The sequence below is a fragment of the Sphingobacterium litopenaei genome (assembly GCF_014692495.1).
Taxonomy (GTDB): domain Bacteria; phylum Bacteroidota; class Bacteroidia; order Sphingobacteriales; family Sphingobacteriaceae; genus Sphingobacterium; species Sphingobacterium litopenaei.
In genome coordinates, this window is sequence record NZ_JACOIJ010000001.1 from 225,263 (window position 1) to 251,598 (window position 26,336).

Sequence of the window (26,336 nt, forward strand, 5' to 3'; positions counted from 1 at the left end):
AAAAACACAAAAATATTGTCTATTTATGGAGCAACCTATGTGCGCATTTTATGGACTTTGTATATTATAGCTTGTGTTTTCCCCAACAAATAAAATTTCAAACCCCAATTTTTTTCAAGATTTAATATCCATGAGTACATTCTTAATTACTTCTGCTAAATTGATTTCACCAGGTCATGCTTTAAATGGTCAACAAGTCGATATTTTAATAAAAGATGGAGTAATTGCAGACATAGCGGATCAATTAAAGGTTTCAGATAATATTCAAACTATAAATGCTGTTGGTTCAGTTGTAAGTGCAGGATTCTTCGATTTAAATGTAAATATCGGTGAGCCTGGTTACGAAACTAAAGAAGATATTAGTACAGGTACTGCGGCTGCAGCGGCAGGTGGTTTTACGGGAATAGCTGTACATCCAAATACAAACCCTTCTATTCAAAGCAGAGCGGAAGTTTCTTTGGTAGTGAATGCCGCAAAGGGAAATTTAGTAGATGTTCATCCAATTGGCGCGATTTCCAAAAAGCGTGAAGGCAATGAGTTGGCTGAATTGTACGACATGAAAATAAATGGTGCTATTGCTTTTTGTGATGGTACGCGCAGTGTACAACAAGCGGGATTGATGGGCAGAGCATTGTTATATTCAAAAGGCTTTAATGGTTTGATTATTTCTTTCGCTCAGGATGAATCTGTGGCAGGAGGAAATCAAATGAATGAAGGTGTGATGAGCACTTATTTGGGTATGAAAGGTATTCCAAATCTAGCGGAAGCTTTAATGGTTTCTCGTGATTTATACTTAGCAGAATACAACGAAGCTCCTATTCACTTCACGACTATTTCTACAGCTGAATCCGTAGAATTAATCAAGAAAGCTAAAGCAAAAGGCTTAAAAGTGACTTGTGATGTGGCTGCACATAATCTTGTTTTTACAGATGATGATGTAATAGGATTTGATTCCAATTACAAAGTAAGTCCTCCTTTACGCACCAAAAATGACGTAAAAGCGTTGTTAAAGGGATTGAAAGAAGGAGTTATCGATGCGGTAGTCTCTCAACATACTCCTCAGGAAATAGAATTTAAAGCTGTAGAATTCCATATTGCAAAAAATGGCATCACGGGCTTGCAAACGGTAATACCTTTGTTGGTAAAAGCTGGTTTGTCAGATGAACAAATTGTTGATAAATTAGTAATTGGTTCACGCAATGTGGTAGGTTTGGAATTACCAACTATCGAAAAAGGTGCTAAAGCGAATTTGGTAGTATTTGATAGTAAAGAGAAATGGACTTTTGATGAAAAGTCAAATAAATCAAAAGGCAAAAATAATCCATTATTCGGATCTGAATTAGTGGGTAAAGTTAAATTGGTTGCGAATAACAATCAATTAATTATAAATAATTAATACTATGGACAAAAAAGTACAAAATGCGTTAGAAGCAGGTATTGCTTCTTATGCATCTATCGAAAATATTGAAAGTGGTGAATTTCTTTCGGCATCAAAAAATGCGTTTCAATTAAGTGCTCCTTTTATGGAGAAAGTGGATGCTTTAGATGCGGTTTTTGATGATTTTCAGACCTTTGAAGAGTTAAGAGAGCTAGCTTTTGATTTGTTGATGATTAATTTCTTCGCAGAAGACGTTCAAAAATTGGAAGAAGATTATTTGGATTCGGAAGAATGGGAGCAAATCGAAGAAGATACTTTGGATCGTGGAACAGAATTGTTGAATATCTTTTTGTATTTGAAAGAATGTGCTGACGATGAAATTGAAGCAGATTTGGATGATTATCTAAAAGAATTCTTATTGGTAGAAGAAGATGAGTTTCAAGATGAGCACCGTATCTATGAAAAAGTGATTGCTAATCAAATTTTGGTAGAATCCGATTATTCTGAAATCGCGAAAGTAGCAAAAACTGTAGGTCCTATGGAAGAATTGTACGAATTGTTTAATCCTATCGTTTCTTTCTTCTACGAGCCAAATCCTACCTCAAAACAACTAGATGAGTTCTCTGCGCATGCAGCTAATAAAGCGTATGAAACAGCTATTTATCAAGTTATCGTTAATTTTAACAAATAAATTATGGCTGAAGAAAAGTTCGCTGAAGCAGGTTTTGATGCTACTTATAACAAAAAAGAAAGTATCAAATATGGCTTAATCCTTGGCTTAATATCCTTAGTGTTAGGAATTGTAGTTTTGAATATTAGCAAAAGTATTCAAACTTTTTGGCTATTAACAGGCTTGTCATATGCTATTAATACCATTTTATATATGGTCATTGCGCTGGTGTTTGCTTACATCTTACGTAAAAAGAATGGAGGTTTTTGGAACTTTTCGATTGCACTGAAATCAACTTTTTTGATGTTGTTGATTTCTACTGTGCTTGCGACAGTATTCACTATGATTTATGTGCATACTATCAATCCTGGTTTACAAGAAGAGGTATTGCGCAATACGATTAATGTTACTATCGAGCAATTGGAAAGTAGTGGTGCTCCTGACGATGTAATCGATTCGAGAGTGGCTACCTTAGAAGAACAAATGAACTCTTTAGGGCAGCTTACATTAAAAGATACTTTCAGAAGTCTGATGATTTCTATCCTAATGCAATTTATCTTTTCTTTAATCTTAGCTGCTATTACGCGCAATGAGAAACTTTCTCAATCTAAGCCCACAAACTTTAATTAATCATACGAAATAAGTACGATAAAAATGGATATATCTGTTGTAGTGCCTTTGTATAACGAAGAAGAATCTTTACCCGAATTAACGGATTGGATTCGTCGCGTAATGCTTGCAAACAATTTTTCTTACGAAATTATTTTGGTGGATGATGGGAGTAAGGATAATTCGTGGAAAGTTATCTTGGATTTGAAGAAATCGCATGAGCAGATTTCTGGTATCAAGTTCAGAAGAAATTATGGTAAGTCTGCAGCATTGAATGTAGGTTTCGCGGCCACTCAAGGTGATGTAGTTATCACCATGGATGCGGATTTACAAGATAGTCCGGATGAAATTCCAGAGTTGTACGATAGAATCATGAATCAAGGAGCAGATTTAGTTTCCGGGTGGAAGCAAAAACGCTATGACCCATTGACCAAAACTATTCCGACCAAATTATTCAATTCGGTAACACGAAGTGTTTCAGGTATTCATAATTTGCACGATTTCAACTGCGGGTTGAAAGCTTACAAAAAAGATGTCGTAAAAAGTATTGAGGTATACGGCGAAATGCACCGATATATTCCTGTGATAGCGAAATGGGCTGGTTTTACGCATATTCAAGAGCAAGTAGTACAACATTATCCACGAAAATATGGTACGACAAAATTTGGTCCTGGGCGTTTCGTAAAAGGATTTTTAGACTTAATGTCTATATTCTTTGTCGGAAAGTTTGGGAAACGTCCTATGCACTTTTTCGGTCCTGTAGGTGTAGTAAGTTTCCTTATCGGTTTCTTTATTACTTTCTATTTGATTTGTGAGAAATTGATGAGTATCGCCAATGGTACGCCGTATCGCAATGTCACAGATCAACCTTTATTCTATTTGTCTTTGTTAGCTATTATGATTGGTACGCAATTGTTCTTGACAGGATTTATTGCGGAGTTATTATCTCGTAATAGTTCAGAAAGAAACAAATACCATATTGAACGTGTCGTCTAATCCTATGTTTTTCTCGATAATCATTCCATTGTACAATAGACCTGACGAAATCAAGGAGTTGCTAACTACATTGTTGGCACAGACGTATACTTCGTTTGAGGTCATCGTGGTGGAGGATGGCTCGAGTAAACCTGCAGAATATATTGTTCAATCTTTTGCCAAAAAGTTGGATATTCATTATTACCAAAAAGTAAACGAAGGACAGGGTTTTGCGCGAAATTATGGTTTTGCTCATGCCAAAGGCGATTACTTTATTGTGTTTGATTCGGATATTCTGGTGCCAAAAGACTATTTGCAAATAGTAAAAAATGCAATAGAACAAGAAAGTTGGGATGCTTTTGGAGGACCAGATGCTGCGCATGAATCTTTTACTACTATTCAGAAAGCTATTAGTTATTCGATGACTAGTCCCTTTACTACAGGAGGTATTCGCGGTAATAAAACACATGTCGGTCAATTTCATCCACGTAGTTTCAACATGGGTATTTCCCGAAAGATTTTTGAAACGATAGGAGGCTATAAATTATCGCGTCGGTCGGAAGATATTGAATTTAGTATTCGAATGATAAATTCGGGATATAAGGTCGGTTTAATACCTGAAGCGCACGTTTATCACAAGCGTAGAACGAGTTTTCCGCAATTCTATAAACAGACGAATGCTTTTGGAAAGGGGAGAATCGATATTTCTATCTTGTATCCTTCGGAATTAAAATTAGTGCACGCTTTACCGGCAATATTTACATTCGGAGTTATTACCTTAATAGTATTGAATATCATTAATTTTTCGATTTTTACGGATTTTAGACCGCTCGAGATTTTGGTGTATCTTGGTAATACATTTTTAGTGGTTTATACTGCATTATTATTTTTACATGCATTGATTACGACGCGAAGTATTTCTGTTGCAGTCAATGGAATAATAGCTGCATATACGCAGTTATTTGCATACGGAACGGGGTTTATGACAAATTATATAGATCGTATTTGGTTGCACAAAAATACATCCATGTAATAGCACTAATAAAATGTATCGTGATTTCAATTACTCAATATAATTTAGATAAAATAGAGAATCTATTATTAGATTTGGGATACAAGGTTCGTTATGAAAAAGGAAATTTCAAAACGGGTGCTTGTGTGATTCAGAATACAAAAATGATTATTGTGAACAAATTCTCCAATTTGGAGATCAAAATCAATTCATTGATTTCTTTGTTGAGAGAATTTGAGGTTTCTAAAGAAGATTTGGATGAAAAGCAATGGACATTTTATAAAACATTAATCAAAAAACAAGAGGCATAGTTTGAAGATTCGATTTTTAGGTACCGGAACTTCACAAGGTGTACCTGTTATAGCTTGTGATTGCGAGGTTTGTACTTCGAAAGATGTACATGACAATCGCTTACGTTCGTCTATTTTAATTGAATTGGACAATGGCCGAAATATCGTTATTGACACTGGTCCAGACTTTCGTTATCAAATGTTGCGTGATGGCGTAAAACATCTGGATGCAATATTGATGACACATTCGCACAAAGATCATATAGCAGGGTTGGATGATGTACGTGCATTTAATTACCAGCAACAGGAAGCTATTACTATTTATTCTAATACGGCAACTTTAGAAGCTTTGCAACGTGAGTTTTATTATGCTTTCTCTGCAATAAAATATCCTGGTGTACCCCAACTGGAACTAAAGGAAATTCAGCCATTAGATAGTTTTACTATTTTAGAAACAGAAATTCTTCCTTTCGAAGTATTGCATTACAAAATGCCTGTATTAGGGTTTAGAATAGGGAATTTCGCTTACATCACAGATGCTAAGACTGTTTCTGAAGAATCAAGATCTGCTTTGGAAGGAGTAGAAGTCTTAGTCGTGAATGCGTTGCAAGAATCCGCACACATTTCACATTTCACCTTAGGCGAAGCTTTGCAATTCATTGCAGATATTAATCCGAAAAAAGCCTACCTTACTCATATTAGTCACCGCTTTGGGACACATGAGTATATTCAATCCATTCTACCTGAAAATGTATTCCCTGCATACGACCAACTTTGTGTAGAGATAAAATAAGTTTATCGTTTTTCAAACCTTTTTTTTTCCTGATTGTTATACTCTAAAATAACATAATTTACACACTAAGTTCAATTATAAATTTTAGAAATATGGGAAATCTACTTTATTTAATCGCAGTAATATTAGTAATTATATGGGCGATTAGCTTTTTAGGAGGCTATGCAACAGGCGGAATTATTCATATCCTGTTGGTAATTGCAATCATTGTAGTTTTATTACGTGTAATACGAGGGAATGCTTAAGTAAGTTAAGCACTACTTTGTATTCAAATACAGTTTGGCTATTTCAAAATCTTCAGGAAAAGTTAGTTTTAAGTTTTTATGACTGCTTTCAATGAGATGGATGGAATAGCCAATTTTTTCTACTACCGAAGCGTCATCCGTAAATGTTGGCAGTTCCAACTGCTGATAAGCTTCTAATAATACTTGAGCGGGAAAGGTTTGTGGTGTTTGTATTTGCCAAACCGTATCTCTATCCACGGCATCATTTTCATTTATACTGCCAATACGAATTGAATTAGTGCTTTTGTTAGCTAATACATTTGATTTTCCCTCGAAAGCCAATGCAAAAGATTTTTCTATTAAATCAGAATCTACTAAAGGTCTTGCCGCATCGTGAATGGCTATCGTGCTATCTTCATTAAAAAAGAAATCTGGAAAGCGGGTTTCCAAATAATTGATAGCATTTCGAATACTTTGGAATCGAGTCTTACCCCCGAGAACCAGTTCGTGAGGAATGTTAAATTGATTTTCTTGGCATAATTCATTCCAATAATCCACCATATCGGCATGAATAGCAACTACTATTTTATCTACATGATTTTCGAATGCCTGAATCGTATGCATTAGTACGGGCTTGCTATTTAGCAACATATATTGTTTAGGAAGATTAGCATTTAATCTTGATCCTGTTCCTCCGGCAGCTATAATAACGACTCGACTTAACATATTATTCAATGTAGATAAATAAAAAGCGTGACTGAAAATCAATCACGCTCAAAAATATTGAAATATTCTTAAAATCTTAAATAATCAACATCGCATCTCCATAGCTGTAGAATTTATATTTTTCTTTTACAGCTTCTTCGTATGCATTCATTACATTTTCATATCCCGCAAACGCAGCAATCATTACCAAAAGTGTTGATTCTGGAGTGTGGAAGTTTGTAATCATCGAATTTGCAATAGAGAAATCGTATGGAGGATAAATAAATTTACTTGTCCAATCTGCAGCAGGTTTCAAACGACGATCAGCAGATACTGAAGATTCAATAGCGCGCATGGAAGTCGTACCTACAGCACATACGCGTCTTTTGTTATCTAAAGCTTTATTTACTACGCGAGCCGCTTCATCTGTAATAATGAATTGCTCTGAGTCCATTTTATGTTTTGTTAAATCTTCAACTTCTACGGTACGGAATGTTCCTAAACCTACGTGAAGTGTAATTTCAGCAAAGTCAATACCTTTTAATTCCAAACGTTTCATCAACTCGCGAGAGAAGTGAAGACCCGCAGTAGGAGCCGCTACAGCACCTTCATTTTTAGCATAAATTGTTTGGTAACGGAATTTATCTTCTGGAGTAGCTTTACGTTTGATATATTTTGGAAGTGGAGTCTCACCTAAAATTTCAATGTTACGACGAAATTCTTCGTCAGTACCATCAAATAAGAAACGAATAGTACGTCCTCTAGAAGTTGTATTATCTACTACTTCAGCCACTAACAAATCATCATCACCGAAATATAATTTATTACCAACACGGATTTTACGAGCTGGATCAACCAATACATCCCATAAACGTAATTCCTTGTTTAATTCACGCAACAAGAAAACTTCGATCGTAGCACCAGTTTTCTCTTTGTTTCCATACATACGAGCAGGGAATACCTTCGTGTTATTCAAAATCATTACGTCCTTATCATCAAAGTAATCTAGGACATCTTTGAAAATTTTATGTTCAATTTTACCAGTGTCCTTGTGAAGTACCATTAAACGTGCTTCATCGCGTTGTTCAGAAGGTTCGTTAGCTAATAGAGATTCAGGTAAGTTGAATTTAAATTGTGATAATTTCATGTGTATCAGTTTTATGTTTTATTCACCTACTTACAGGGCAGGCTAAAAGCATACAAAGGTATGAATTTTAATATAAAATATTCTATCCATTCCAAATATATGATGATAAAATGAGATTTGAACGTTTTGAGAATATGAAGTGTTTTTAGGTGTAGAAATAAAAAAATGAAAATTAATTAAAAGATTATGAAAAATAATTGTAATTTAAAATGCATTAAACAATCAGACTAAACTAATTACTATTTAAATCATGAGTGATACAAAGAAAGAAGGGATAGCTTCTGACCTTATTACTGAGGAGACCTTAGAAAATATTCAACACGTAAACAATCCTGTGTTGGATTTGCCAACAATCGAAAAAACGTATTTGCAAGATGTTAAAAGCTTTGCTAAAGAGGGGAATAACTTTATTTTTTCCGATGGTAAAGCAAGAGTAGAAATCAAAATTGTGTCGGATGATATTATCCGAGTAAGATTAGCACCAATAGGTGTTTTCTTGGATGACTTTTCATATGCTGTGATTGAACAAGAACATGAACCACATGCTTTTGAAGTTTCTGAAGACGATAAAAATTATCATGTAAACACAAATAATGTTACATGTACTATAAGTAAGAAAGATTTTTTGGTGTCTTTTTCAGATGCTAAAGGAAAACTAATGAATTCGGATTATTCTCCAATGCACTGGGAGGAAAATCAAGACTTTGGTGGATATTATGTTTACGCTACGAAGAAAGCTTTTGATGATGAAGTGTTCTTTGGTTGTGGAGATAAAGCATCGCATCTAAATCTAAGAGGTAGACGTATTATTAATTGGAACTCGGATACGTACTCTTATGCATTCAATCAAGAACCTTTATATAAAACAATTCCATTTTATTTGGGTGTGACAGGTGGAGACGCTTATGGCATCTTCTTTGACAATACTTTTAAAACCTATTTTGATTTCGCAGCAGAACATAATGATCAAACTAGTTTTTGGTCCGAAGGTGGGGAGTTACAATATTACTACATCCATGGACCTCAACTGATTGATGTTGTAAAGCGTTATCACGAATTAACAGGTACGCATTTTTTACCTCCTCTCTGGGCAATAGGATACCATCAATGTAGATGGAGTTATTATCCAGAAGCTAATGTTCGACATGTGGCCGAACAATTCCGTAAAAGAGAAATTCCTTGTGATGCTATCTATTTAGATATTGACTACATGGATGGCTACCGCTGTTTCACTTGGAATAAAAAATACTTTCCAGATCCTAAGCAGATGATTTCGGATTTGGCAGCCAATGGCTTTAAAACAGTGGTAATGATTGACCCAGGTATTAAGGTCGATGAAAATTATTGGGTATTTAAAGAAGGCCAGGAGAACAAATACTTCTGTCGTCGTGGAGATGACTACTTTATGGAGGGATTTGTATGGCCTGGACGTTGTCAATTCCCAGATTATACCAATCCAAAAGTAAGAGAATGGTGGGGTGGATTATATAAAGGACTTGTTGAGGATGGTGTAGCTGGCTTTTGGAACGATATGAATGAGCCTGCAATTTTTGGTAAAGGCACTTTCCCTGACGATGTACGCCATTATTATGAAGGATATCGTGGTTCACACCGCAAAGCACACAATATCTATGGTATGCAAATGGTGCGTGCTACATACGATGGATTGAAGAAATTGTATAAAAATAAACGTCCTTTTACTATTACGCGTGCTGCATATTCAGGTACGCAACGCTATTCTTCCGTATGGACAGGTGATAATATTGCAACTTGGGAACACTTACGAATAGGCACTTTACAATTACAACGTCTTTCCATGTCGGGTTTGTCTTTCTGTGGAACCGATATTGGCGGATTCACGGGTAATCCTGATGGAGAATTATACACCCGTTGGATGCAATTCGGAGTTTTTTCTCCATTTATGCGTGTTCACTCTGCCGGAGATACAGTGGATAGAGAACCTTGGAGTTTTGGTCCAGAATGGGAAGCAATTTGTAAGAAATTTATTGAATTACGTTATAAATTGTTACCTTATATTTATTCTATTTTTTGGCAACAACACAAGTATGGTTTGCCGATTTTGCGACCAGTGGCGATGTTAGAACAAGATGTGTATAAAAATCTATTACGCGAAGAAGAATTTGCATTTGGAGATAAAATTTTGATATCACCAGTATTAAATCCAGGACAAAAAACGAAAGTTGTATACTTGCCGCAGGGCAATTGGTATTACTATTTTAGTAATACGTTATATAATGGGGCCAATGAAATTGAAATAGCAACTCCTCTGGACGAAATGCCAATTTTTGTTAAAGCTGGAACTGTGATGGCCGAATATCCTGTCATGCAATATACAGGAGAAAAGAAAATTGAATCCTTGAAATTATTAATGTATTTCGACGAAGGTGAACATCATAGCTACGGTTACACCGATCACGGCGATACTTTTGCTTACGAACAAAATATTTATTTAGAGAAACATTTTATTCAAAATAGTACCAAGAATAGTGTCAAGCTATTGCAACAACGCGAAGGACTATTTACAGAGAGATATGATGATTATAAAATTTATCCTATAGGATTACCTTTTGTTCCCAAAAAAGTGGTAGTAGACGGAATTACATTAGACTTCCAAACAGATGAGAATGGAGATAAATACATTCTTGTGGACAATGATTTCAAAAAATTAACAATTGAATAATACAATTATGAGTAAAGCTGTTGAAGTATTTTCTTTATTCACTGATTTTGATATCAGTTTATTTAGAAGTGGAAAGCATTTTCGTCTGTATGAAAAATTTGGTTCCCAAACTGTATTTTTAGATGGACGTCAGGGGGTATACTTCGCTGTATGGGCTCCCAATGCGAAAAAAATATCAGTGATAGGTAACTTCAATGGTTGGAATCCTTATAGCCATGAACTGTATGTCCGTTGGGATGAAAGTGGTATTTGGGAAGGCGTTATCTTCAATATCGGTATTGGTGAAGTATACAAATATCGTATTGAAACGTATTCCGGGGAAATATTGGAAAAAGCTGATCCGTTTTCCCTAACTATGGAGATTCCACCAAAAACCGCTTCTGTAGTTTCTACAACATGGCATCAGTGGCAGGATGATAAATGGATGAGAGATCGACACGAACGAAATCGTTTAGATCGTCCTATGTCCGTGTATGAATTACATATTGGGTCTTGGATACGAGACCCATATAACCCTGATCGATTATTATCTTATCGTGAGATAGCTGAAAAATTGGTTCCGTATGTAAAATCATTAGGGTTTACGCATGTCGAATTTATGCCTATTATGGAGCATCCTTATTATCCATCTTGGGGATATCAAATAACGGGGTATTTTGCAGCTTCTTCTCGCTATGGTACACCACAAGAGTTGATGTATTTAATCGAGCAGTTGCATAAGAATGAAATTGGTGTAATCTTAGATTGGGTGCCTTCTCATTTTCCAGGTGATGCACACGGTCTTTATCGATTTGATGGATCGGCTTTATATGAGCATGAAGATATTCGAAAAGGATTTCACCCCGATTGGAAATCGTACATTTTTAATTATGGACGAAATGAAGTGCGTTCTTTCTTAATCAGTAATGCGCTATTTTGGTTGGATCGTTATCATATCGATGGTTTACGTGTAGATGCTGTAGCTTCCATGTTGTATTTAGATTATTCTAGAAATGAGGGAGAATGGATTCCAAATGAATTTGGAGGTCGAGAAAATTTAGAAGCGGTATATTTCTTGAAAGAATTCAATGAAGCAGTTTATTCAAATTATCCCGATGTACAGACTATTGCCGAAGAGTCTACATCCTGGCCAGGCGTTAGTAAGCCGACTTACGATGGTGGATTAGGCTTTGGAATGAAATGGATGATGGGCTGGATGCATGATACATTAAATTATTTCAAAGAAGATCCTATTCATCGTAAATATCATCATAGTCAATTGACATTTTCATCTGTGTATGCTTATCATGAACATTTTATGTTGCCCTTGTCACATGATGAAGTAGTGTATGGTAAGCAGTCCTTAGTGAATAAAATGTCTGGTGATGAATGGCAAAAATTTGCTAACCTGCGTGCTTTGTATTTATTCATGTATACTTTTTCGGGCACAAAATTGATATTCATGGGAGGAGAGTTCGGTCAAACCTCAGAATGGAATGTTAACCAATCATTAGATTGGCACTTAATGGCGTTTCCACCACATAAAGGTTTATTCGAATTTTTGAAAAAACTAAATGCTACTTATAAAGAGCAGCCTGCATTATACGAAAAAGCTTTTAGCCCAGAAGGTTTCGAGTGGTTAGAGTTAAACGATGCTGATAATAGTGTTTTGGCCTATGTCCGTAAAGGTCATGATAGACACAATGACCTGGTCGTTGTATTAAATCTAACCCCTGTAGTGCGCGAAGGATACCGTATTGGCGTGCCTTCCAAAGGCAATTGGGAGGTTATTTTTAATTCTGACGAGCTTGAATATTTTGGCTCTGGGGTGAATATCGGTAATATAAAATCAGATGCAATTCATTGGATGAATCAAGATAATTCAGTGAGTTTGAAATTGCCTCCTTTAGGAGGGGTGATATTAAAATTAACAACCTAATAAATTACAACCTAAACAAAAAATACTGTATGAATGTCATTCATTTAAGTGTGGAGTGTTATCCAGTGGCTAAAGTTGGAGGATTAGCAGATGTGGTTGGCGCTTTACCAAAATATCAACGTAAGCTTGGGATTGACGCGAGTGTAGTCATGCCATGGTATAATAAACCGTATATACAATCGCACGATTTTGAAGTGGTTGCTGAAGGAGGATTTTATCAAGGGTCACAATATTTAAATTATATCGTCTATCATCACGAAGAAACGAATTTGGGTTTCTCCTTATATTTAATTAAGATACCTGGTTATTTAGATCGTTCTGAAGTGTATGGTTATGAGGATGATAGTGAGCAGTGGTTAGCATTCCAGCATGCTTTTTTACATTGGATTTTGACAAATAATATACGTCCTGATGTTATAAATTGTCATGATCATCATGTTGGATTAATTCCTTTTTTGCTCAAAAATGGAAATGACTTTAGGGAGTTATCATCTATTAAAACATTATTCACTATTCACAATGGCCAATACCAAGGCTGGATGAATTGGAGCAAAGGTATATTATTACCTGGTTTCGATACATGGAAGTGGGGTTTATTAGATTGGAGCGGCTCTATAAATCCTTTATCTTCTGCTGTTCGTTGTTGCGATGCTTATTCCACCGTTTCAGAAGGATATTTAGGGGAACTTGTTCACGAAGCGAAAGGTTTGGAAAGTTTATTTGTCGAGCAAGCTTATAAATCTCATGGAATCGTAAATGGTATTGACCCCGAAATTTGGAATCCTTCGAAAGATCCGTTAATTAACAGTAAATACAACGCACGAACGGTCAAGAGTGGTAAACGAAAAAATAAAGAAGCTTTTTGTGAAAATAATGGCATATCGAGTGATGGTCTTTTATTAACCTACATAGGAAGGTTTGCGCACGAAAAAGGAGCTGATATTTTAGCGTCGGTGTTGGATAATTTCTATTCGAATAATGAAAATAAATTAACTATATTTATATTAGGTTCAGGGGATTCAAGTATACAGCAAGATATTGAGAATGTATTTACAAAATACGCGCCCAAAATCGCTGTATATTTTGGATACAATGAAGCTTTAGCACATGAAGCTTACGCGGCATCAGATGTAATCCTAATGCCATCCCGTGTAGAACCTTGCGGCCTTAACCAGCTTTACGCACTTAAATATGGAACTATTCCTGTTGTACGAGGCGTCGGAGGATTAAAAGATACAGTCCTTGACGTGAGTCAAGAGAATGGTTATGGATTTGTTTTTAACGACTTCACTATTGAAAGTATAGTCGATGCTATTCAAAGAGCATTAGCTTATTATTCAAAAGAAAAAGATTGGTCGGTTATTACAAGGAAAGCAATGTCGTTGGATTTTTCGTGGGAAAAATCAGCGCAAAAATATATAGATTTATATAACCAGTTACTCAAATAATTATGTCATACAAAGTTGTATCCATTGTACTAGGAGGAGGTCGAGGAACTCGGCTTTATCCGTTGACCGACCAGCGATCCAAACCAGCAGTCCCAATAGCAGGAAAATATAGATTGGTCGATATTCCTATTTCAAATTGTCTTAATTCAGGTTATAACAAGATTTTTGTTCTAACGCAGTATAATTCAGCGTCACTGAATAAGCATATCAAGAATACATACAATTTTAGTGTGTTCAGTAAAGGTTTTGTTGATATTTTGGCTGCTGAACAGACGAACGAGGGGGATAGATGGTTTGAAGGAACGGCTGATGCGGTACGACGTACTCAAAAGAATTTAATCAATGTTGATTATGATTATGTACTGATTCTATCCGGAGACCAATTGTATCAAATGGATTATGCAGCCATGGTAGATTTTCACGTAAAGAATGGTGGGGAAATCACTATTGGTACAATACCTGTTACTGGCAAAGAGGCTACAGGATTTGGTATCCTAAAATCTAGTGAGAATGGGGATGTAACAGCATTTATTGAAAAACCCTCTTCAGATTTATTACCAGATTGGACCTCCGAAGTTCCTGAAAATTTAGCGCATCAAGGTCGCAATTATCTTGCTTCTATGGGGATTTATGTGTTTTCGAAAGGGGTGTTGACGAGATTATTGGCTGAAAATCCCGGAATGGATTTTGGTAAGGAAATTATTCCAGAAGCGATAGGCAAAAGTAAGGTTTTAAGTTTTCCATTTGACAGCTATTGGACAGATATTGGTACTATAGCCTCATTCTTTGAAGCGAATATAAGTTTGACTGATAATATTCCTTTATTTAATCTATTTGGCGAACCAGTTTTTACACGCCCACGGATGTTGCCACCATCGAAGGTGTCTGGATCGACTCTTAATAATGCTATACTTGCTGATGGATGTATTATCATGAGTGATAAAGTGGAGCAATCGGTAATAGGTGTGCGTTCTCGTATAGGTAGAGGAACGGTAATAAAACGTACTTATATGATGGGATCTGATTATTATGAAGATTTAAGCGAAGTTGTAAATATGACTTATTCTCAACAACCACCTCCAATTGGAGTAGGCGAGCGTTGTTATATTGAAAACGCTATTCTTGATAAAAATTGTAGGATAGGTAATGATGTGCGAATCGTAGGAGGTACGCATCTAGCGGATGAAGATTCTGAACATTACACTATCTGTGATGGAATCGTGGTAGTCAAAAAGAACGCTATAATTCCAAACGGAACCGTTATTGGACATTAAAAAGAAAGGCTTCAAAAATTATTGAAGCCTTTCTTAGTATTATAGGATTTTTATTATGCTAATTTAGCTAATGCATCTTTCATTCTTCTTAGAGCTTCTATCAAATTCTCATCTGAAGCAGCATAAGATAAACGAATGTAATTATTGTTACCAAAAGAATCACCACCTACAGTTGCGATGTGACCATAGTTTAATAGATACAACGCTAAGTCTGATGAATCTTTGATCACATTTCCTTCAGGATCTTTTTTGCCAAAGAAAGAGCTAATTTCTGGGAAGAAATAGAAAGCACCTTCTGGCAAGTTAGTTTTCACGCCAGGAATTTCATTTAATAATCCATAGACTAACTGACGACGACGCGCGAAAGCTTCTTTCATTTCATTTACAGAGTCCAAACCTTGCTCATAGGCTACGATACCTGCACGTTGTGCAATAGAACATGTACCAGAAGTAGTTTGACCTTGCAATTTATCATTAGCTGCTGCAATCTCTTTATTTGCGGCGATATAACCTAATCTCCAGCCAGTCATTGCAAAAGCTTTAGAGAATCCGTTAATAATGATTACACGGTCTTTTACGCTTTCGAATTGAGCGATTGATTCATGTTTGTCAATGAAATTAATGTGCTCGTAAATCTCATCAGAAATGATGAAAATATTTGGATGTTTTTCAAAAACTTCCACTAAAGCAGCTAACTCTTCTTTGCTGTATACTGAACCTGTAGGGTTACAAGGTGAAGAGAACATGAATACTTTAGACTTAGGTGTGATAGCAGCTTCTAGTTGCGCTGGTGTAATTTTGAAGTTGCTTTCGATATCGGTGTCAATGAATACCGATTTACCTTCTGCTAAGTTTACCATTTCTGAGTAAGATACCCAGTAAGGTGTTGGGATGATTACCTCATCACCTGGATTTACTAATGTAAGAATTACGTTAGATAAAGATTGTTTAGCTCCTGTAGATACAACTATTTGAGAAATATCATAATCAAGACCGTTTTCATTTTTTAATTTGTTAACGATTGCTTGACGCAAATCTGGGTATCCAGGAACTGGAGAATATCTTGTGAAATTATCATCTAATGCTTTCTTTGCAGCTTCCTTGACGTGTGTAGGTGTGTTGAAATCTGGTTCCCCTACGCTAAGGCTGATTACGTTAATACCTTTTGCTGCTAACTCGCGACCCAATTTGGTCATTTTCAATGTAGCCGATTCTGAAAGGCTATTGATTCTATCTGATAAATATGATGCTGTACTCATAGTGGTACAAATATAATTATATAAAAACATTTTGCTGTTAGTTTTAAGATTATTTTAACAAAATGCGTAGTGCGATACAAAATTGATATTTTGAGCTTTAAAATATGGTTCTGGAGAGAATATATAGTGTCTACTGTGTTTTGTGTAACTCGAAAAAATATTTTGTTCTAATAAATTATTTTCTGAAACAAAAAATGTATATTTATTCATATGATTAGCTAGTTATAATTTACTACACTTCAAAAGCTTTCATAAATTAACCTTATTCCGTCTTGTCGGATTGTATTAAACTTTAAGATTATGAAAACAGTAAAACATATTCTTCAATCAAAATCACCCGTAATTTATTCTGTTACTAGAAATACTTCTGTCCTTGATGCCCTCCAAATTATGATGGAGAAAAATATCAGTGCTCTTTTGGTGATAGAAGATGAGAAACTGGTTGGGATTTTTACAGAAAGAGACTATGCCAGAAAAGTTGTTTTACATGGGAAATCATCTAAAAATACGGCTATAAGTGAAATCATGACAGCTGATCCCCATACTATTAGTATATCGGATTCTATTGAAAGTTGTATGGTTTTAATGACGGACAATCATTTTAGACACTTGCCCGTAGTGGAGTCTAATCAAGTAATTGCTATGCTATCTATAGGGGATTTGGTCAAATTCATCATTGAAGATCAAAAGCAAACTATAGATCATCTGCAAAGTTATATCCACAGTTAGAATTGGATTGACTCTGTCACTTTGTTTTCTTGTGCTAATACGTATATTTGGTTTATATGAAAATAGACCTCTTTATCGTATATCTGTTGCTAAGTATTTTTGTTGCGTATTTTTTTCCTCAGTTGGCAATTTATGAAGGTGGTGCACTTTTAGATGCTATAACTTCCATTGGTGTATCGCTCATTTTCTTTTTCTATGGTCTTAAGCTAAGTTTTGACCAGATAAAATCAGGTCTGAAGAATTGGAAACTTCATGTTGTTGTGCAGCTAGCAACATTTGTCATCTTTCCTTTGGTGGTGTTACTGTTTCGACCTTTTGTAGGTACACTCATTTCCGAAAATACTTGGATAGGTTTCTTCTTTTTGGCAGCTCTTCCTTCTACAGTTTCATCTTCGGTGGTGATGGTATCACTCGCGAAAGGGAATATTCCTGCTGCAATTTTCAATTCAAGTATTTCGGGGTTAATAGGTGTTCTGATTACGCCATTGTGGATGAGTTTATTTTTAGATTTTACTACTGAAAATGTTTTGGTCGATGTTTATGGTGGACTTATTCTTGAAATTATTCTCCCTGTGATTCTGGGACTACTACTTCAAAAATATTGGGGACATTGGGCTTCAAAACATAGTAAAAAGTTATCCAATTTTGATAAATCTATTATTCTTCTTATTGTCTACAGTAGCTTTGCCCATTCTTTTGAAAATGGTATTTTTTCTACTTTAGGTGCTATCTTTTTGGTTGAATTATTTGTTGCGGTTATTCTTCTTTTTGTTTTAGTTTATAGTATTTTATATTTCTTGAGTAAATATATACTTCAATTTTCTCTTGAAGATCAAATTACCGCCTTATTTTGTGGTTCCAAAAAATCTTTAACACATGGAAGTGTGTTTGGCAAGTTTATTTTTATGAACAATCCGTATGCTGGATTTTTCTTCTTGCCATTAATGATTTACCACGCTTTTCAAATTTTCATCATTACTTTTATTGCGCAACGTTATCATAATCATTCTAAATAATTATCACTTTATTTAATGATATTTTAAATTATCATTGTTTTTAATGATATTTGTTAATATCACTTTTTATAGTGATATTTAAATGTATTGTAAATAAAAGATTATGGGAGAAATATATGCTATACTAACAGGAGATATCGTAGGGTCAAGGAAAGCAGACATACAGAGATGGTTACCTGTTTTAGAAGAAAGTCTAAAGCATTATTCAAATAATTTTGATATTTTTAGAGGAGACAGCTTTCAAGTGTCGGTTCCAATAGATCGGTGTATAGAAGCTATTTTTCTGATTAAATCGAATATCCGTACGGTAGAACCTTTGGATGTGCGAATAGGACTAGGAATAGGAGAAATCAGCTATTGGGATGAGCACATCAAAAATTCGTCAGGAGAAGCCTTGATAAATTCGGGAGAGGCATTTGATACACTCGATAAAAATCTAATTTATGTCCTATCACCTTGGGCTGACTGGGATGAGCCAACCAATATCATGTTACAATTGGCGACAGAATTGGCAAAAAGATGGACTGTAAATATGGCTCAAACGGTTTCGGCTCAAATTAAGAATCCACAAGCCAATCAAAATGAGTTAGCACGATTGTTGAATAGAAAATATCAAAGTCAAGTCAGTACCGAGTTGGGGAATGCGAATTGGCAGAAGATAAAAATGACGATAGATTATTGCACAAAAGAATTATTTAAAAGATGTTAGTCGTATTCTTAAAATTGCTATTGGCACATATTCTTGGAGACTTTGTTTTGCAGACGAAAACATTAGTACAACGACGAAAAGAGAAAGTAGGCTATTTGTTTTTACATGTATTAATTCATGCTATCTTACTAGTTTTATTCTTCTATCCTGAGCTTCAATTATACTGGATTTCTATTGCCTTTATTACATTTTCACATCTAGCTATAGACAGTTTAAAAATTTGGTTAGAGGGAAAATATCCCGCAAAGCCCTTGTTTTTCTTCTGCATTGATCAAATTTTACATTTAGCCGTTTTGGGCAGTGTTGCATTCTATAATTTTGGCTTTCCACCGTTGAGTTATGAACTATTATTTTCCATCGATACTTTATTGTACCTAATTGCTTTTTTGTTAGTAGCAGTAGTGAGCCCTATATTTTTACGTTTATTTTTTTCCAAATGGGACAAAGAATTTGAATTTCAAAATAAACGTAAAGAAAGTCTAATGCATGCTGGTCTTTTGATAGGGATTATGGAACGTCTGATTATCGTATTATTTATTCAGGTAGGATTTTTGTCTGGAATTGGATTTCTGTTGGCCGCCAAATCAATTTTCAGATTTGGTGACTTAGCTAATGCAAAAGATACTAAATTTACAGAGTATATCTTAGTGGGGACATTAGCGAGCTTTATCATTGCTATTGGAATAGGATATGCCTTGCGTTTAGCTTTAAAATATACTTAACATACTAATCTATAAAATGAAAAACTTACTAATGTCATGCCTAACTGTTGCATGGAGTACTTCAATGTTATTTGCTCAAGATTTAAAGAATGAAGTTCAAAAAATAGCGGATCAATATAAAGCGGTCGGGGTAGCATATGTGGTGGTCAAAGATGGACAAATTATTGAAAAAAATGCTATTGGAAAAAGTTCTTTGGAAAATAATACTCCGTTGGATGTAGATCGTAATATTTTTAGAATAGCTTCTATCTCGAAGTCATTTACTTCCACAGCGTTAATGCAATTGGTCGAAAAGAAAAAAATATCTTTGGATGATGATATTGGAGATTTGGTGGGCTTTCTGGTGCGCAACCCGAAATATCCAAAAACCAAAATAACCTTACGTATGGTGCTATCACACACTTCAAGTATAAACGATGCAAATGGCTATTTTGATTTGGATGTGATTAATCCTTCCAAAAATTCGAATTGGCAAAAAAGTTATAATGATTATGCACCAGGGACGAAATATGAGTATTGTAATCTAAATTTTAATATGGCTGGAGCTGTCTTAGAACGTCTCACAAACATTCGTTTTGATACTTATATTCGACAACAGATCCTCAATCCATTGGGATTATACGGGGGGTATTGTATCGATTCTTTGGACAATACACGTTTTACCTCCCTATATGCTTACGATAGTAAAAATGATAAATTCATTCACGAACCTTTAGCATACAATCCTCGAAGCGAAGAAGTGCGAAATCATGTCTTAGGAGAGACTACTCCAATATTTTCACCAACAGGCGGGATGAAAATTTCTGCTGTCGATTTAGCGAAATATATGATAATGCATATGAATTACGGTAAATCAGGAAAAGTTAAAATATTAGGTAAAAAGTATTCGAAATTGATGCAAACTAAGATTTCGGAAGATTCAGGCTATGGTTTAGCATTATTGGAAACCACTAAGTTGATTCCTGGGCAGCATATGGTAGGGCATACAGGCTCTGCGTACGGTTTGTACAGTTCTATGTTTTTTAATCCTAAAGAGAAGTTTGGAATAGTGGTGATTACTAATGGATGTGTGTTAGAATATGAAAATGGGGAAGTAGCCTTGCCTGCTAAAATCACCAATTTATTATATGAAAAGCTAATAAAGTAACAGCGTATTAGAAATTAGATTCCTAAAAATTGGCTTGTTTTTTGTATTTTATATCGATATAATTATAAAGGAGAATGAATTATGGGTAAAATTTTGGGAACTTTTGTGCTTACGATAATACTGTTTACCACAGTAAATGCTCAGACTTTGAATCTATATGATGTGCGTAAAGATTTTAACAAAGGTGTGAAAGATGAGGATCTTTGTAAAAAATATCTCCAAACTTTGCAAGCTAAAGCCAAAACTCCTTTAGAAAAAGGCTACGAAGCAGCATTTCATATGTTTATGGCAAAACATACTTCCAATCCATTTAAGAAAATGGGATATTTTAAGGATGGTAAGAAAATGTTGGAAAGCCAAATCAAAACCGAACCTAATAATATAGAATTACGATTTATTCGCTTGTGTATTCAGTACCATATACCAGATTTTTTAGGGTATAAATCTAATATTGAGGAAGATAAAAGTTTCTTGGTATCTAACCTTTATAAACTAGAAGATGATAAGACCAAAGATATCATTTATAATTACCTCAAAGGGGCTAACATGTATAAACAATCTGAGTTAGCTTTGCTAGCTCGATAACTTTCAAAACTTTCTTTCATTCCTGTTGTTTATATACTAGTTATATCCACTAAATTATTTCAACTTATGGCAACAGTAAAAGAGAAAAAAGCTTCGGCATCTACAGCTAAGTCCGCAGCTACAACGAAAACACGTGATACAGCTTCAAAAGAGAATAAATCAGAATCTGGAAAGATTGCAGCAAAAAAAGATGCAGCGAAAGATTTGCAAGATTTATTCGAAGATGGTTTAAAAGATATCTATTGGGCTGAAAAAGCATTGAAAAAAGAACTTCCAAAAATGGAGAAAAATGCAACTTCTCCGGATTTAAAAGCTGCTATTGCTAGCCATTTAATCGAAACGGAAGAACATATTAAGCGATTGGAAGCTGCTTTTAAATCTATTGGTAAAAAAGCAGAAGCTGAAAAATGCGATGCAATGGATGGATTATTGGAAGAGGGGAAGGGTATCATAAAGGAAACCGAAATTGGTGCAGTTCGTGATGCTGGAATTATCGCAGCCGCTCAGAAAGTAGAACATTATGAAATTGCGACTTATGGGACTTTAGCAGCTTTTGCAAAAGTATTAGGTCATAAAGAAGCTTTGAAATTGTTATTAGCAACTTTGAAGGAAGAGAAACAATGTGACAAAACTTTAACAGGCTTGGCAGACACCAATCTAAATTCAAAAGCCGAATAAAGAAACTGTTCCAATACAATAGATATATTCTTAAATGCAAAAAGCGAAGCCCAGGCTTCGCTTTTTTATCGCGGTTTCTCCAAAGACGTTGATAGACACTATTTAAAACACTAATTAAAAATCAACTTTGATTCGCGCCCGAATTCCCCAATCTGAAACATTTGGTTGATTCAGGTAATTCAAACGCTTCACGTAATCTACGCGTAATACTTTGAATATATTTCCTAGGCCAACACTAGCTTCCATATACGGTTTGTCGCCAAATGTAAATGAAGAAATTTCATTATCTATATTTCTTTGCCAAGCAAATAAATCACGGTTATATGTTGGGTTATTTTGATCTCTCAAACCACCGTACAAACCTTTGAAACTAAATACTTCACGCAGTTGTAGTTTCTTAATTAAAGGTAGCTTGTTTAAAATAAAGCCATTCATGTAATATTGTACATTAATCGAAGCGTGATGATCAGAAATGAATTCCATAAAGTTCATCAAATTGTACGATTGCAATTGATAAGCGTATGTTTGATTTGCTCGGTGCAATGTTAATAGCGGATAAGCAATATTATCTCCTAGAATATAGGTTCCATCCAAATTCACATCAGCATATCCAAATTGTGATAAATACACTCGCTTGAATACACCTGCGGTGAAATTATGGTAATTATATTCTCCGTCAAGCGCGCCTTTAATTCCAGCTGTATAATTGAAAGTGAAAATCGGATATTCATTGTAAATAGGAGTTCGGTACAATTTACCTTGATAATATTGTTCTTTTGGAGCCCATCTAAATCCAATATTCGCTTCTGTCGTATTTACTTCGTTAATAATGGTAGGATCTCCCATTTCTGGAATAATCTGATAGCGAATTACACCCGCAGGAGTTTGTTTCCATTTGGTCAAGCCAGCATTAATGGAAAAGTGATTTCCAAATTCTGCTTTGTATTCTATTTTGTATGTATCATTGTACAAATAGCTTTTGTTTTCACCACGTTTGAAAGACAATAACACATTATCTTCTTGAATAAATTCTAAATTTTGTCCGGGGATTTTAGTGTCGTGCTGATAGGATGCACGAATGTAGTGTTGCGGAAATTTATAAACTGACTTATTGTTTATCGAGTATGTTCCACTGACGAAATATTTCCATTTTTTATCTTCAAAACCATAAGCCGCATATGCTTCCGAGAAGAAACGAGTGCTTAACTGTTCTGTTGTACGACCTCCAATACGCAAACGAAGTCCTTCTACCGGATTGTAGCTGTAAAAAGTATTAACTGGACCAATTTCTACTGGACCTGCTTGCTTATATCCCGAAAGAATCAAAGCTGCCACATCCATAAATCTACGAAACGATGGCATCGTTTGTAGTGAGTCAATATTTTGATAAATTGCTTTCTCTTGGTTGGTCAAAGGTGCTTGACGTAATCCAGCCCAATATTGTCTTTGATTTGTTGCTGGAGCTTTTTCTATAATCTTTTCTACCTCAGCGCCTGCATATAAAGAATCGGGTCTATGCATTCCATTGACATAATCCTTATAATACACGACACGATTTCCTTGTACACCTTTACCTTTTCCTGTCAAAGCAAAATCAATTCCCAATGCACTCCGACTTAAAAAATATTTGTTAATATTATCTTTTTCAAAAGTAAGTTCAATATTTAAATCACGGACAAAATTAAGGTTGATATCCTCGCTAACTTTCATTTTAGTGCCTTGAACAGCATATTGGCCATCCAAAGTAACGTAGAGTTTTCCTTGAAATAAGAAATCGCCCTTACTTCGTGGAAAGAAACTTAGCTCTACGAGATAAGATTTTGAGGTTTTAATCGTATCCGTGATGTAATACCGGTAGAATGTAGGGGCACTATTAGCAATTGGACTTAAAAATTGGTTGGTCAACAACGTAATGTTATTATCGTAGATGTCCACTTTATCATACAGCTTGTTGAAATAATTCGCTAAACCTTCGTTGTCCACAAATTTAGGATCAAATTCAGCCTTTTGCTCTGCGATTATATATTGTTTTGTTTTCTTAGGATCGTTTCTGTAATAAACTTTAGACACTTTTTCTTCCATGTAAGCAGGAAGAACATATGTTGATGTACTGTCTGATTGTTTTTGAAATAAGAATTGATAGTTTTTGAATGCTTTTTTATTAACGAATTTTTCAGAAAGGTTACTTAATCCCAAAGAGATTTTTTCATATTGTTCGAACTCCACAAAATCTTGCCCCGTTAATCTGTTTTGGTCGCGATGATCAATTACTTGACGGATTAATTCAACAGCAGGATTATTTTTATTGGAATATTTTAATCTAGGCTTTTTGATTATAACTTCAGCAATTTCATTTTCTGCAGCTAAAGCAATAGAAAAATAAGTCTTACCTGAAGATAAATCCAAATCTTGAGATGGATAACCTACGTAACTCACGCGTACCTTTACATTCTTATTGGGAAGGGAAAATTCAAAATTACCCAGTTCGTCTGTTTTTGTAGCTTGCGTACTTCCAACAATCGCTATTGTAGCAAATTCTATTGGCTCTTTTGTTTCCTTATCTATAACATTTCCCTTAATTTTAAAGGATTGCGCCATCGAAACTAAGCTAAAGAATAAGCTGAAAAATAATAAAATACTCCTATTCAAATAATATTTCATGTTAATTGCAGGTCTAAACTTTTGACTTTTTATATTTTTTGTTCAAAAATTCTAATGCAAATTAACTACTTATTTCTTTTACTTATATCTGCAAATAATCACTTTGACTTTGGTGTGATATAAATTGAAGTACAATACAATTTTATTACAAAACTACTATATATCGACGATCTGTTTTTCACCTTCTCATATATCTTAAAAAGAATATTGTGCTATGGTGGAGATACTAAAATAGTTAGAATTATACTATAGAAAAACAGCCTCTAATTGTAGAAGAGGATAAAATTGGGGTAAAGTACCATTTGGCGTCACACTAATGCTATTTTTATTATTATATTTAAATTAAATAACTTAGTAATAATGAAAATGTTTCTCTTGCTAATATTGCTCCAAATTGGATTTGTTTGCACTGTATTTTCTCAGTCTTTCAGAGATACGGTTTCTGCACACACATATGTTCCTTATGGGATTGTTAAATTAGATTCTGTAATAAAAAATGGTATTATGTATAGGTATCATACAAATGCTACTGGAAGATATTATATTAAGTAGTGATGATAAAAATTTTACGAAATCAAATATGAAAATAGGTCGTAAATTTCATAAAATTAAAAATTTAGGACGCTTAAAAAATTATATAGGGTGGGGTTATTATTTGGAATTACCTGCTGGTTGGAATGCTTATCTATGTATGGATAAATCAGAAATAGATAGCTCTAAAGTATTATTCTTTTTTTCAATGGAAAAAGAAATTTTTGAAAGTATTTTAGAAAAATAGATATGTAAGGAGTACCATTAGCTAAGTGTCAATGGTACTCTTTTTTACGTAATTACTTCGGTAACTTCGGATTTTTAAAAAAGTCCTTGAATAATGTAGTGTTCTGTTGTACCAACCATTCGTAGATTTTTGCGCCATGTGATAATCTTTTGACGCCTAATTCTGTAAGTCTCTCTACCGAAGGAAGGTTTTCTGTTAAAAATACATTGAGTGGTAAGGAAGTCTGCTTTAACAAACTTTCAATATCATCAACAGATTCTATCAGCGGAACAAAAAGTCCATCCGCACCGGCGTTTGTATATATTTTAGCTCTATTAATAGCTTCTTCCAAAGGCGATTTGTGTTTGGTAGTGTAGGAGTCAGTACGTGCGTTTATAAAGATTTCTTTCGTTTCTGCTTTGATGGCTTGGATTTTTTGTTGGAGCAATTCCGCATCCCCCAATATGCGTTTACCATTTTTCACTTGTCCATCTTCTAAATTTATTCCAACAACTCCTAGATCTGCCAACCTTTTGACGTTTTGTGCTACTTTGTCTGGATTATCTGAGTACCCAGATTCAAAATCAACAGATACTGGAATATCTACAGCTTTAACTATTCTCTCTACTATAAAAAGCAGCTCGTCAACAGTGATTTGTTCTCCATCCTCGTAACCCATTGCATTTGCAATGGCATGACTCGAACTTCCTAAAGCCTTAAAGCCAGCTTCCTGCGCAATCTTCGCCGAGTTGGCATCCCATACATTGCCTAGAATGAGCAAATCGGGTTGTGTGTGTAGTTTTTTGAAATTAGTATACATCATTCTATATCTTTGAAAATATAACATTCGACAGTTGTAAAATGTTTTCTATACATTTTTAACGTCAATTTTTTTAAAATTTATATTTTTATGGCTAAACTAAATAAAT

General features: G+C 34.8%; 25 protein-coding genes. 20 read left to right on the forward strand and 5 right to left on the reverse strand.

What is annotated here, in order from left to right; all coding sequences use genetic code 11:
• Nucleotides 1–130 precede the first annotated feature (130 nt).
• The 8 genes from H8B04_RS00995 (at nucleotide 131) to H8B04_RS01030 (ending at nucleotide 5,972) form a co-directional block, all read left to right on the forward strand.
• Nucleotides 131–1,396, forward strand: a complete 1,266-nt coding sequence (locus H8B04_RS00995; RefSeq protein ID WP_190301160.1) for a dihydroorotase — start codon at nucleotides 131–133, stop codon at nucleotides 1,394–1,396.
• Between the two features lie 4 nt (nucleotides 1,397–1,400).
• On the forward strand, nucleotides 1,401–2,069 hold the full coding sequence (locus tag H8B04_RS01000) for a hypothetical protein (RefSeq protein ID WP_190301161.1): 669 nt from the start codon (nucleotides 1,401–1,403) through the stop codon (nucleotides 2,067–2,069).
• A gap of 3 nt (nucleotides 2,070–2,072) precedes the next feature.
• Nucleotides 2,073–2,678: a DUF4199 domain-containing protein gene (locus H8B04_RS01005; protein WP_190301162.1), complete on the forward strand. Its 606-nt coding sequence runs from the start codon at nucleotides 2,073–2,075 to the stop codon at nucleotides 2,676–2,678.
• A gap of 24 nt (nucleotides 2,679–2,702) precedes the next feature.
• Nucleotides 2,703–3,653, forward strand: coding sequence for a glycosyltransferase family 2 protein (locus H8B04_RS01010; RefSeq protein WP_165290997.1), 951 nt, complete (start codon nucleotides 2,703–2,705; stop codon nucleotides 3,651–3,653).
• A 4-nt stretch (nucleotides 3,654–3,657) separates the two neighbouring features.
• Nucleotides 3,658–4,665, forward strand: a complete 1,008-nt coding sequence (locus H8B04_RS01015; protein WP_190301163.1) for a glycosyltransferase — start codon at nucleotides 3,658–3,660, stop codon at nucleotides 4,663–4,665.
• Nucleotides 4,666–4,685: 20 nt separating this feature from the next.
• Nucleotides 4,686–4,955, forward strand: coding sequence for a hypothetical protein (locus H8B04_RS01020; RefSeq protein ID WP_165290999.1), 270 nt, complete (start codon nucleotides 4,686–4,688; stop codon nucleotides 4,953–4,955).
• Nucleotide 4,956: 1 nt separating this feature from the next.
• Entirely contained in the window at nucleotides 4,957–5,727 is a 771-nt protein-coding gene (locus tag H8B04_RS01025) for an MBL fold metallo-hydrolase (RefSeq protein WP_190301164.1), read from the forward strand.
• Between the two features lie 92 nt (nucleotides 5,728–5,819).
• Nucleotides 5,820–5,972 carry a lmo0937 family membrane protein gene (locus H8B04_RS01030; protein WP_149913551.1) on the forward strand — a complete coding sequence of 51 codons (153 nt, stop codon included), beginning with the start codon at nucleotides 5,820–5,822 and terminating at the stop codon, nucleotides 5,970–5,972.
• A gap of 12 nt (nucleotides 5,973–5,984) precedes the next feature.
• Here H8B04_RS01030 and ispD read toward each other — a convergent pair whose 3' ends face one another.
• Nucleotides 5,985–6,677 (reverse strand): 2-C-methyl-D-erythritol 4-phosphate cytidylyltransferase, encoded by a 693-nt coding sequence (ispD, locus tag H8B04_RS01035; RefSeq protein WP_190301165.1) that lies wholly within the window; start codon nucleotides 6,675–6,677, stop codon nucleotides 5,985–5,987.
• Nucleotides 6,678–6,753: 76 nt separating this feature from the next.
• Nucleotides 6,754–7,803 carry a tRNA preQ1(34) S-adenosylmethionine ribosyltransferase-isomerase QueA gene (queA, locus tag H8B04_RS01040; protein WP_190301166.1) on the reverse strand — a complete coding sequence of 350 codons (1,050 nt, stop codon included), beginning with the start codon at nucleotides 7,801–7,803 and terminating at the stop codon, nucleotides 6,754–6,756.
• A 250-nt stretch (nucleotides 7,804–8,053) separates the two neighbouring features.
• On the opposite strand from queA, the gene H8B04_RS01045 reads away from it, so the two are divergent.
• The 4 genes from H8B04_RS01045 to H8B04_RS01060 are packed head-to-tail and all read left to right on the forward strand — an operon-like array spanning nucleotide 8,054 to nucleotide 15,144.
• Nucleotides 8,054–10,504, forward strand: coding sequence for a glycoside hydrolase family 31 protein (locus tag H8B04_RS01045; protein WP_190301167.1), 2,451 nt, complete (start codon nucleotides 8,054–8,056; stop codon nucleotides 10,502–10,504).
• A 7-nt stretch (nucleotides 10,505–10,511) separates the two neighbouring features.
• Complete coding sequence (gene glgB / locus H8B04_RS01050; protein WP_190301168.1) at nucleotides 10,512–12,422, forward strand: 1,4-alpha-glucan branching protein GlgB; 1,911 nt, start codon at nucleotides 10,512–10,514, stop codon at nucleotides 12,420–12,422.
• A 29-nt stretch (nucleotides 12,423–12,451) separates the two neighbouring features.
• On the forward strand, nucleotides 12,452–13,870 hold the full coding sequence (locus tag H8B04_RS01055; protein WP_190301169.1) for a glycogen synthase: 1,419 nt from the start codon (nucleotides 12,452–12,454) through the stop codon (nucleotides 13,868–13,870).
• A 2-nt stretch (nucleotides 13,871–13,872) separates the two neighbouring features.
• Entirely contained in the window at nucleotides 13,873–15,144 is a 1,272-nt protein-coding gene (locus H8B04_RS01060) for a glucose-1-phosphate adenylyltransferase (protein ID WP_190301170.1), read from the forward strand.
• A 53-nt stretch (nucleotides 15,145–15,197) separates the two neighbouring features.
• On the opposite strand, the gene H8B04_RS01065 is transcribed toward H8B04_RS01060, so the two are convergent.
• A complete protein-coding gene (locus H8B04_RS01065) occupies nucleotides 15,198–16,403 on the reverse strand; it encodes a pyridoxal phosphate-dependent aminotransferase (RefSeq protein WP_223815189.1) in 1,206 nt (401 codons plus the stop codon).
• Nucleotides 16,404–16,703: 300 nt separating this feature from the next.
• Between H8B04_RS01065 and H8B04_RS01070 the strand changes: the two genes are divergently transcribed.
• The 7 genes from H8B04_RS01070 (at nucleotide 16,704) to H8B04_RS01100 (ending at nucleotide 21,989) form a co-directional block, all read left to right on the forward strand.
• The gene (locus H8B04_RS01070; protein ID WP_190301171.1) at nucleotides 16,704–17,132 is read left to right on the forward strand and encodes a CBS domain-containing protein; all 429 of its coding nucleotides are present in this window, start codon (nucleotides 16,704–16,706) and stop codon (nucleotides 17,130–17,132) included.
• Nucleotides 17,133–17,188: 56 nt separating this feature from the next.
• The gene (locus H8B04_RS01075; RefSeq protein WP_190301172.1) at nucleotides 17,189–18,148 is read left to right on the forward strand and encodes a bile acid:sodium symporter family protein; all 960 of its coding nucleotides are present in this window, start codon (nucleotides 17,189–17,191) and stop codon (nucleotides 18,146–18,148) included.
• A gap of 103 nt (nucleotides 18,149–18,251) precedes the next feature.
• Nucleotides 18,252–18,857 carry a hypothetical protein gene (locus tag H8B04_RS01080; protein WP_190301173.1) on the forward strand — a complete coding sequence of 202 codons (606 nt, stop codon included), beginning with the start codon at nucleotides 18,252–18,254 and terminating at the stop codon, nucleotides 18,855–18,857.
• Nucleotides 18,851–19,579, forward strand: coding sequence for a DUF3307 domain-containing protein (locus H8B04_RS01085; protein ID WP_190301174.1), 729 nt, complete (start codon nucleotides 18,851–18,853; stop codon nucleotides 19,577–19,579). Before H8B04_RS01080 ends, H8B04_RS01085 begins: the two co-directional genes overlap by 7 nt.
• Nucleotides 19,580–19,595: 16 nt before the next feature.
• Entirely contained in the window at nucleotides 19,596–20,726 is a 1,131-nt protein-coding gene (locus H8B04_RS01090) for a serine hydrolase domain-containing protein (protein ID WP_190301175.1), read from the forward strand.
• An 81-nt stretch (nucleotides 20,727–20,807) separates the two neighbouring features.
• The gene (locus tag H8B04_RS01095; RefSeq protein ID WP_190301176.1) at nucleotides 20,808–21,311 is read left to right on the forward strand and encodes a hypothetical protein; all 504 of its coding nucleotides are present in this window, start codon (nucleotides 20,808–20,810) and stop codon (nucleotides 21,309–21,311) included.
• Nucleotides 21,312–21,377: 66 nt separating this feature from the next.
• Nucleotides 21,378–21,989: a YciE/YciF ferroxidase family protein gene (locus H8B04_RS01100; RefSeq protein WP_165291013.1), complete on the forward strand. Its 612-nt coding sequence runs from the start codon at nucleotides 21,378–21,380 to the stop codon at nucleotides 21,987–21,989.
• Nucleotides 21,990–22,103: 114 nt separating this feature from the next.
• On the opposite strand, the gene H8B04_RS01105 is transcribed toward H8B04_RS01100, so the two are convergent.
• A complete protein-coding gene (locus H8B04_RS01105) occupies nucleotides 22,104–24,587 on the reverse strand; it encodes a DUF5686 and carboxypeptidase-like regulatory domain-containing protein (RefSeq protein ID WP_223815190.1) in 2,484 nt (827 codons plus the stop codon).
• A gap of 586 nt (nucleotides 24,588–25,173) precedes the next feature.
• Here H8B04_RS01105 and H8B04_RS01110 point away from each other — a divergent pair.
• A complete protein-coding gene (locus tag H8B04_RS01110) occupies nucleotides 25,174–25,428 on the forward strand; it encodes a hypothetical protein (protein WP_190301178.1) in 255 nt (84 codons plus the stop codon).
• A gap of 52 nt (nucleotides 25,429–25,480) precedes the next feature.
• On the opposite strand, the gene H8B04_RS01115 is transcribed toward H8B04_RS01110, so the two are convergent.
• Complete coding sequence (locus tag H8B04_RS01115; RefSeq protein WP_223815191.1) at nucleotides 25,481–26,254, reverse strand: isocitrate lyase/PEP mutase family protein; 774 nt, start codon at nucleotides 26,252–26,254, stop codon at nucleotides 25,481–25,483.
• Nucleotides 26,255–26,336: the final 82 nt, after the last annotated feature.

What these genes read in the sequence shown, in the direction of transcription:
- H8B04_RS00995 (WP_190301160.1), top strand. Translation starts at nt 131, where the DNA reads ATGAGTACATTCTTAATTACTTCTGCTAAATTGATTTCACCAGGTCAT.
- H8B04_RS01000 (WP_190301161.1), top strand. Translation starts at nt 1,401, where the DNA reads ATGGACAAAAAAGTACAAAATGCGTTAGAAGCAGGTATTGCTTCTTAT.
- H8B04_RS01005 (WP_190301162.1), top strand. Translation starts at nt 2,073, where the DNA reads ATGGCTGAAGAAAAGTTCGCTGAAGCAGGTTTTGATGCTACTTATAAC.
- H8B04_RS01010 (WP_165290997.1), top strand. Translation starts at nt 2,703, where the DNA reads ATGGATATATCTGTTGTAGTGCCTTTGTATAACGAAGAAGAATCTTTA.
- H8B04_RS01015 (WP_190301163.1), top strand. Translation starts at nt 3,658, where the DNA reads ATGTTTTTCTCGATAATCATTCCATTGTACAATAGACCTGACGAAATC.
- H8B04_RS01030 (WP_149913551.1), top strand. Translation starts at nt 5,820, where the DNA reads ATGGGAAATCTACTTTATTTAATCGCAGTAATATTAGTAATTATATGG.
- ispD (WP_190301165.1), bottom strand. Translation starts at nt 6,677, where the DNA reads ATGTTAAGTCGAGTCGTTATTATAGCTGCCGGAGGAACAGGATCAAGA.
- queA (WP_190301166.1), bottom strand. Translation starts at nt 7,803, where the DNA reads ATGAAATTATCACAATTTAAATTCAACTTACCTGAATCTCTATTAGCT.
- H8B04_RS01045 (WP_190301167.1), top strand. Translation starts at nt 8,054, where the DNA reads ATGAGTGATACAAAGAAAGAAGGGATAGCTTCTGACCTTATTACTGAG.
- glgB (WP_190301168.1), top strand. Translation starts at nt 10,512, where the DNA reads ATGAGTAAAGCTGTTGAAGTATTTTCTTTATTCACTGATTTTGATATC.
- H8B04_RS01055 (WP_190301169.1), top strand. Translation starts at nt 12,452, where the DNA reads ATGAATGTCATTCATTTAAGTGTGGAGTGTTATCCAGTGGCTAAAGTT.
- H8B04_RS01060 (WP_190301170.1), top strand. Translation starts at nt 13,873, where the DNA reads ATGTCATACAAAGTTGTATCCATTGTACTAGGAGGAGGTCGAGGAACT.
- H8B04_RS01065 (WP_223815189.1), bottom strand. Translation starts at nt 16,403, where the DNA reads ATGAGTACAGCATCATATTTATCAGATAGAATCAATAGCCTTTCAGAA.
- H8B04_RS01070 (WP_190301171.1), top strand. Translation starts at nt 16,704, where the DNA reads ATGAAAACAGTAAAACATATTCTTCAATCAAAATCACCCGTAATTTAT.
- H8B04_RS01075 (WP_190301172.1), top strand. Translation starts at nt 17,189, where the DNA reads ATGAAAATAGACCTCTTTATCGTATATCTGTTGCTAAGTATTTTTGTT.
- H8B04_RS01080 (WP_190301173.1), top strand. Translation starts at nt 18,252, where the DNA reads ATGGGAGAAATATATGCTATACTAACAGGAGATATCGTAGGGTCAAGG.
- H8B04_RS01085 (WP_190301174.1), top strand. Translation starts at nt 18,851, where the DNA reads ATGTTAGTCGTATTCTTAAAATTGCTATTGGCACATATTCTTGGAGAC.
- H8B04_RS01090 (WP_190301175.1), top strand. Translation starts at nt 19,596, where the DNA reads ATGAAAAACTTACTAATGTCATGCCTAACTGTTGCATGGAGTACTTCA.
- H8B04_RS01095 (WP_190301176.1), top strand. Translation starts at nt 20,808, where the DNA reads ATGGGTAAAATTTTGGGAACTTTTGTGCTTACGATAATACTGTTTACC.
- H8B04_RS01100 (WP_165291013.1), top strand. Translation starts at nt 21,378, where the DNA reads ATGGCAACAGTAAAAGAGAAAAAAGCTTCGGCATCTACAGCTAAGTCC.
- H8B04_RS01105 (WP_223815190.1), bottom strand. Translation starts at nt 24,587, where the DNA reads ATGGCGCAATCCTTTAAAATTAAGGGAAATGTTATAGATAAGGAAACA.
- H8B04_RS01110 (WP_190301178.1), top strand. Translation starts at nt 25,174, where the DNA reads ATGCTACTGGAAGATATTATATTAAGTAGTGATGATAAAAATTTTACG.
- H8B04_RS01115 (WP_223815191.1), bottom strand. Translation starts at nt 26,254, where the DNA reads ATGTTATATTTTCAAAGATATAGAATGATGTATACTAATTTCAAAAAA.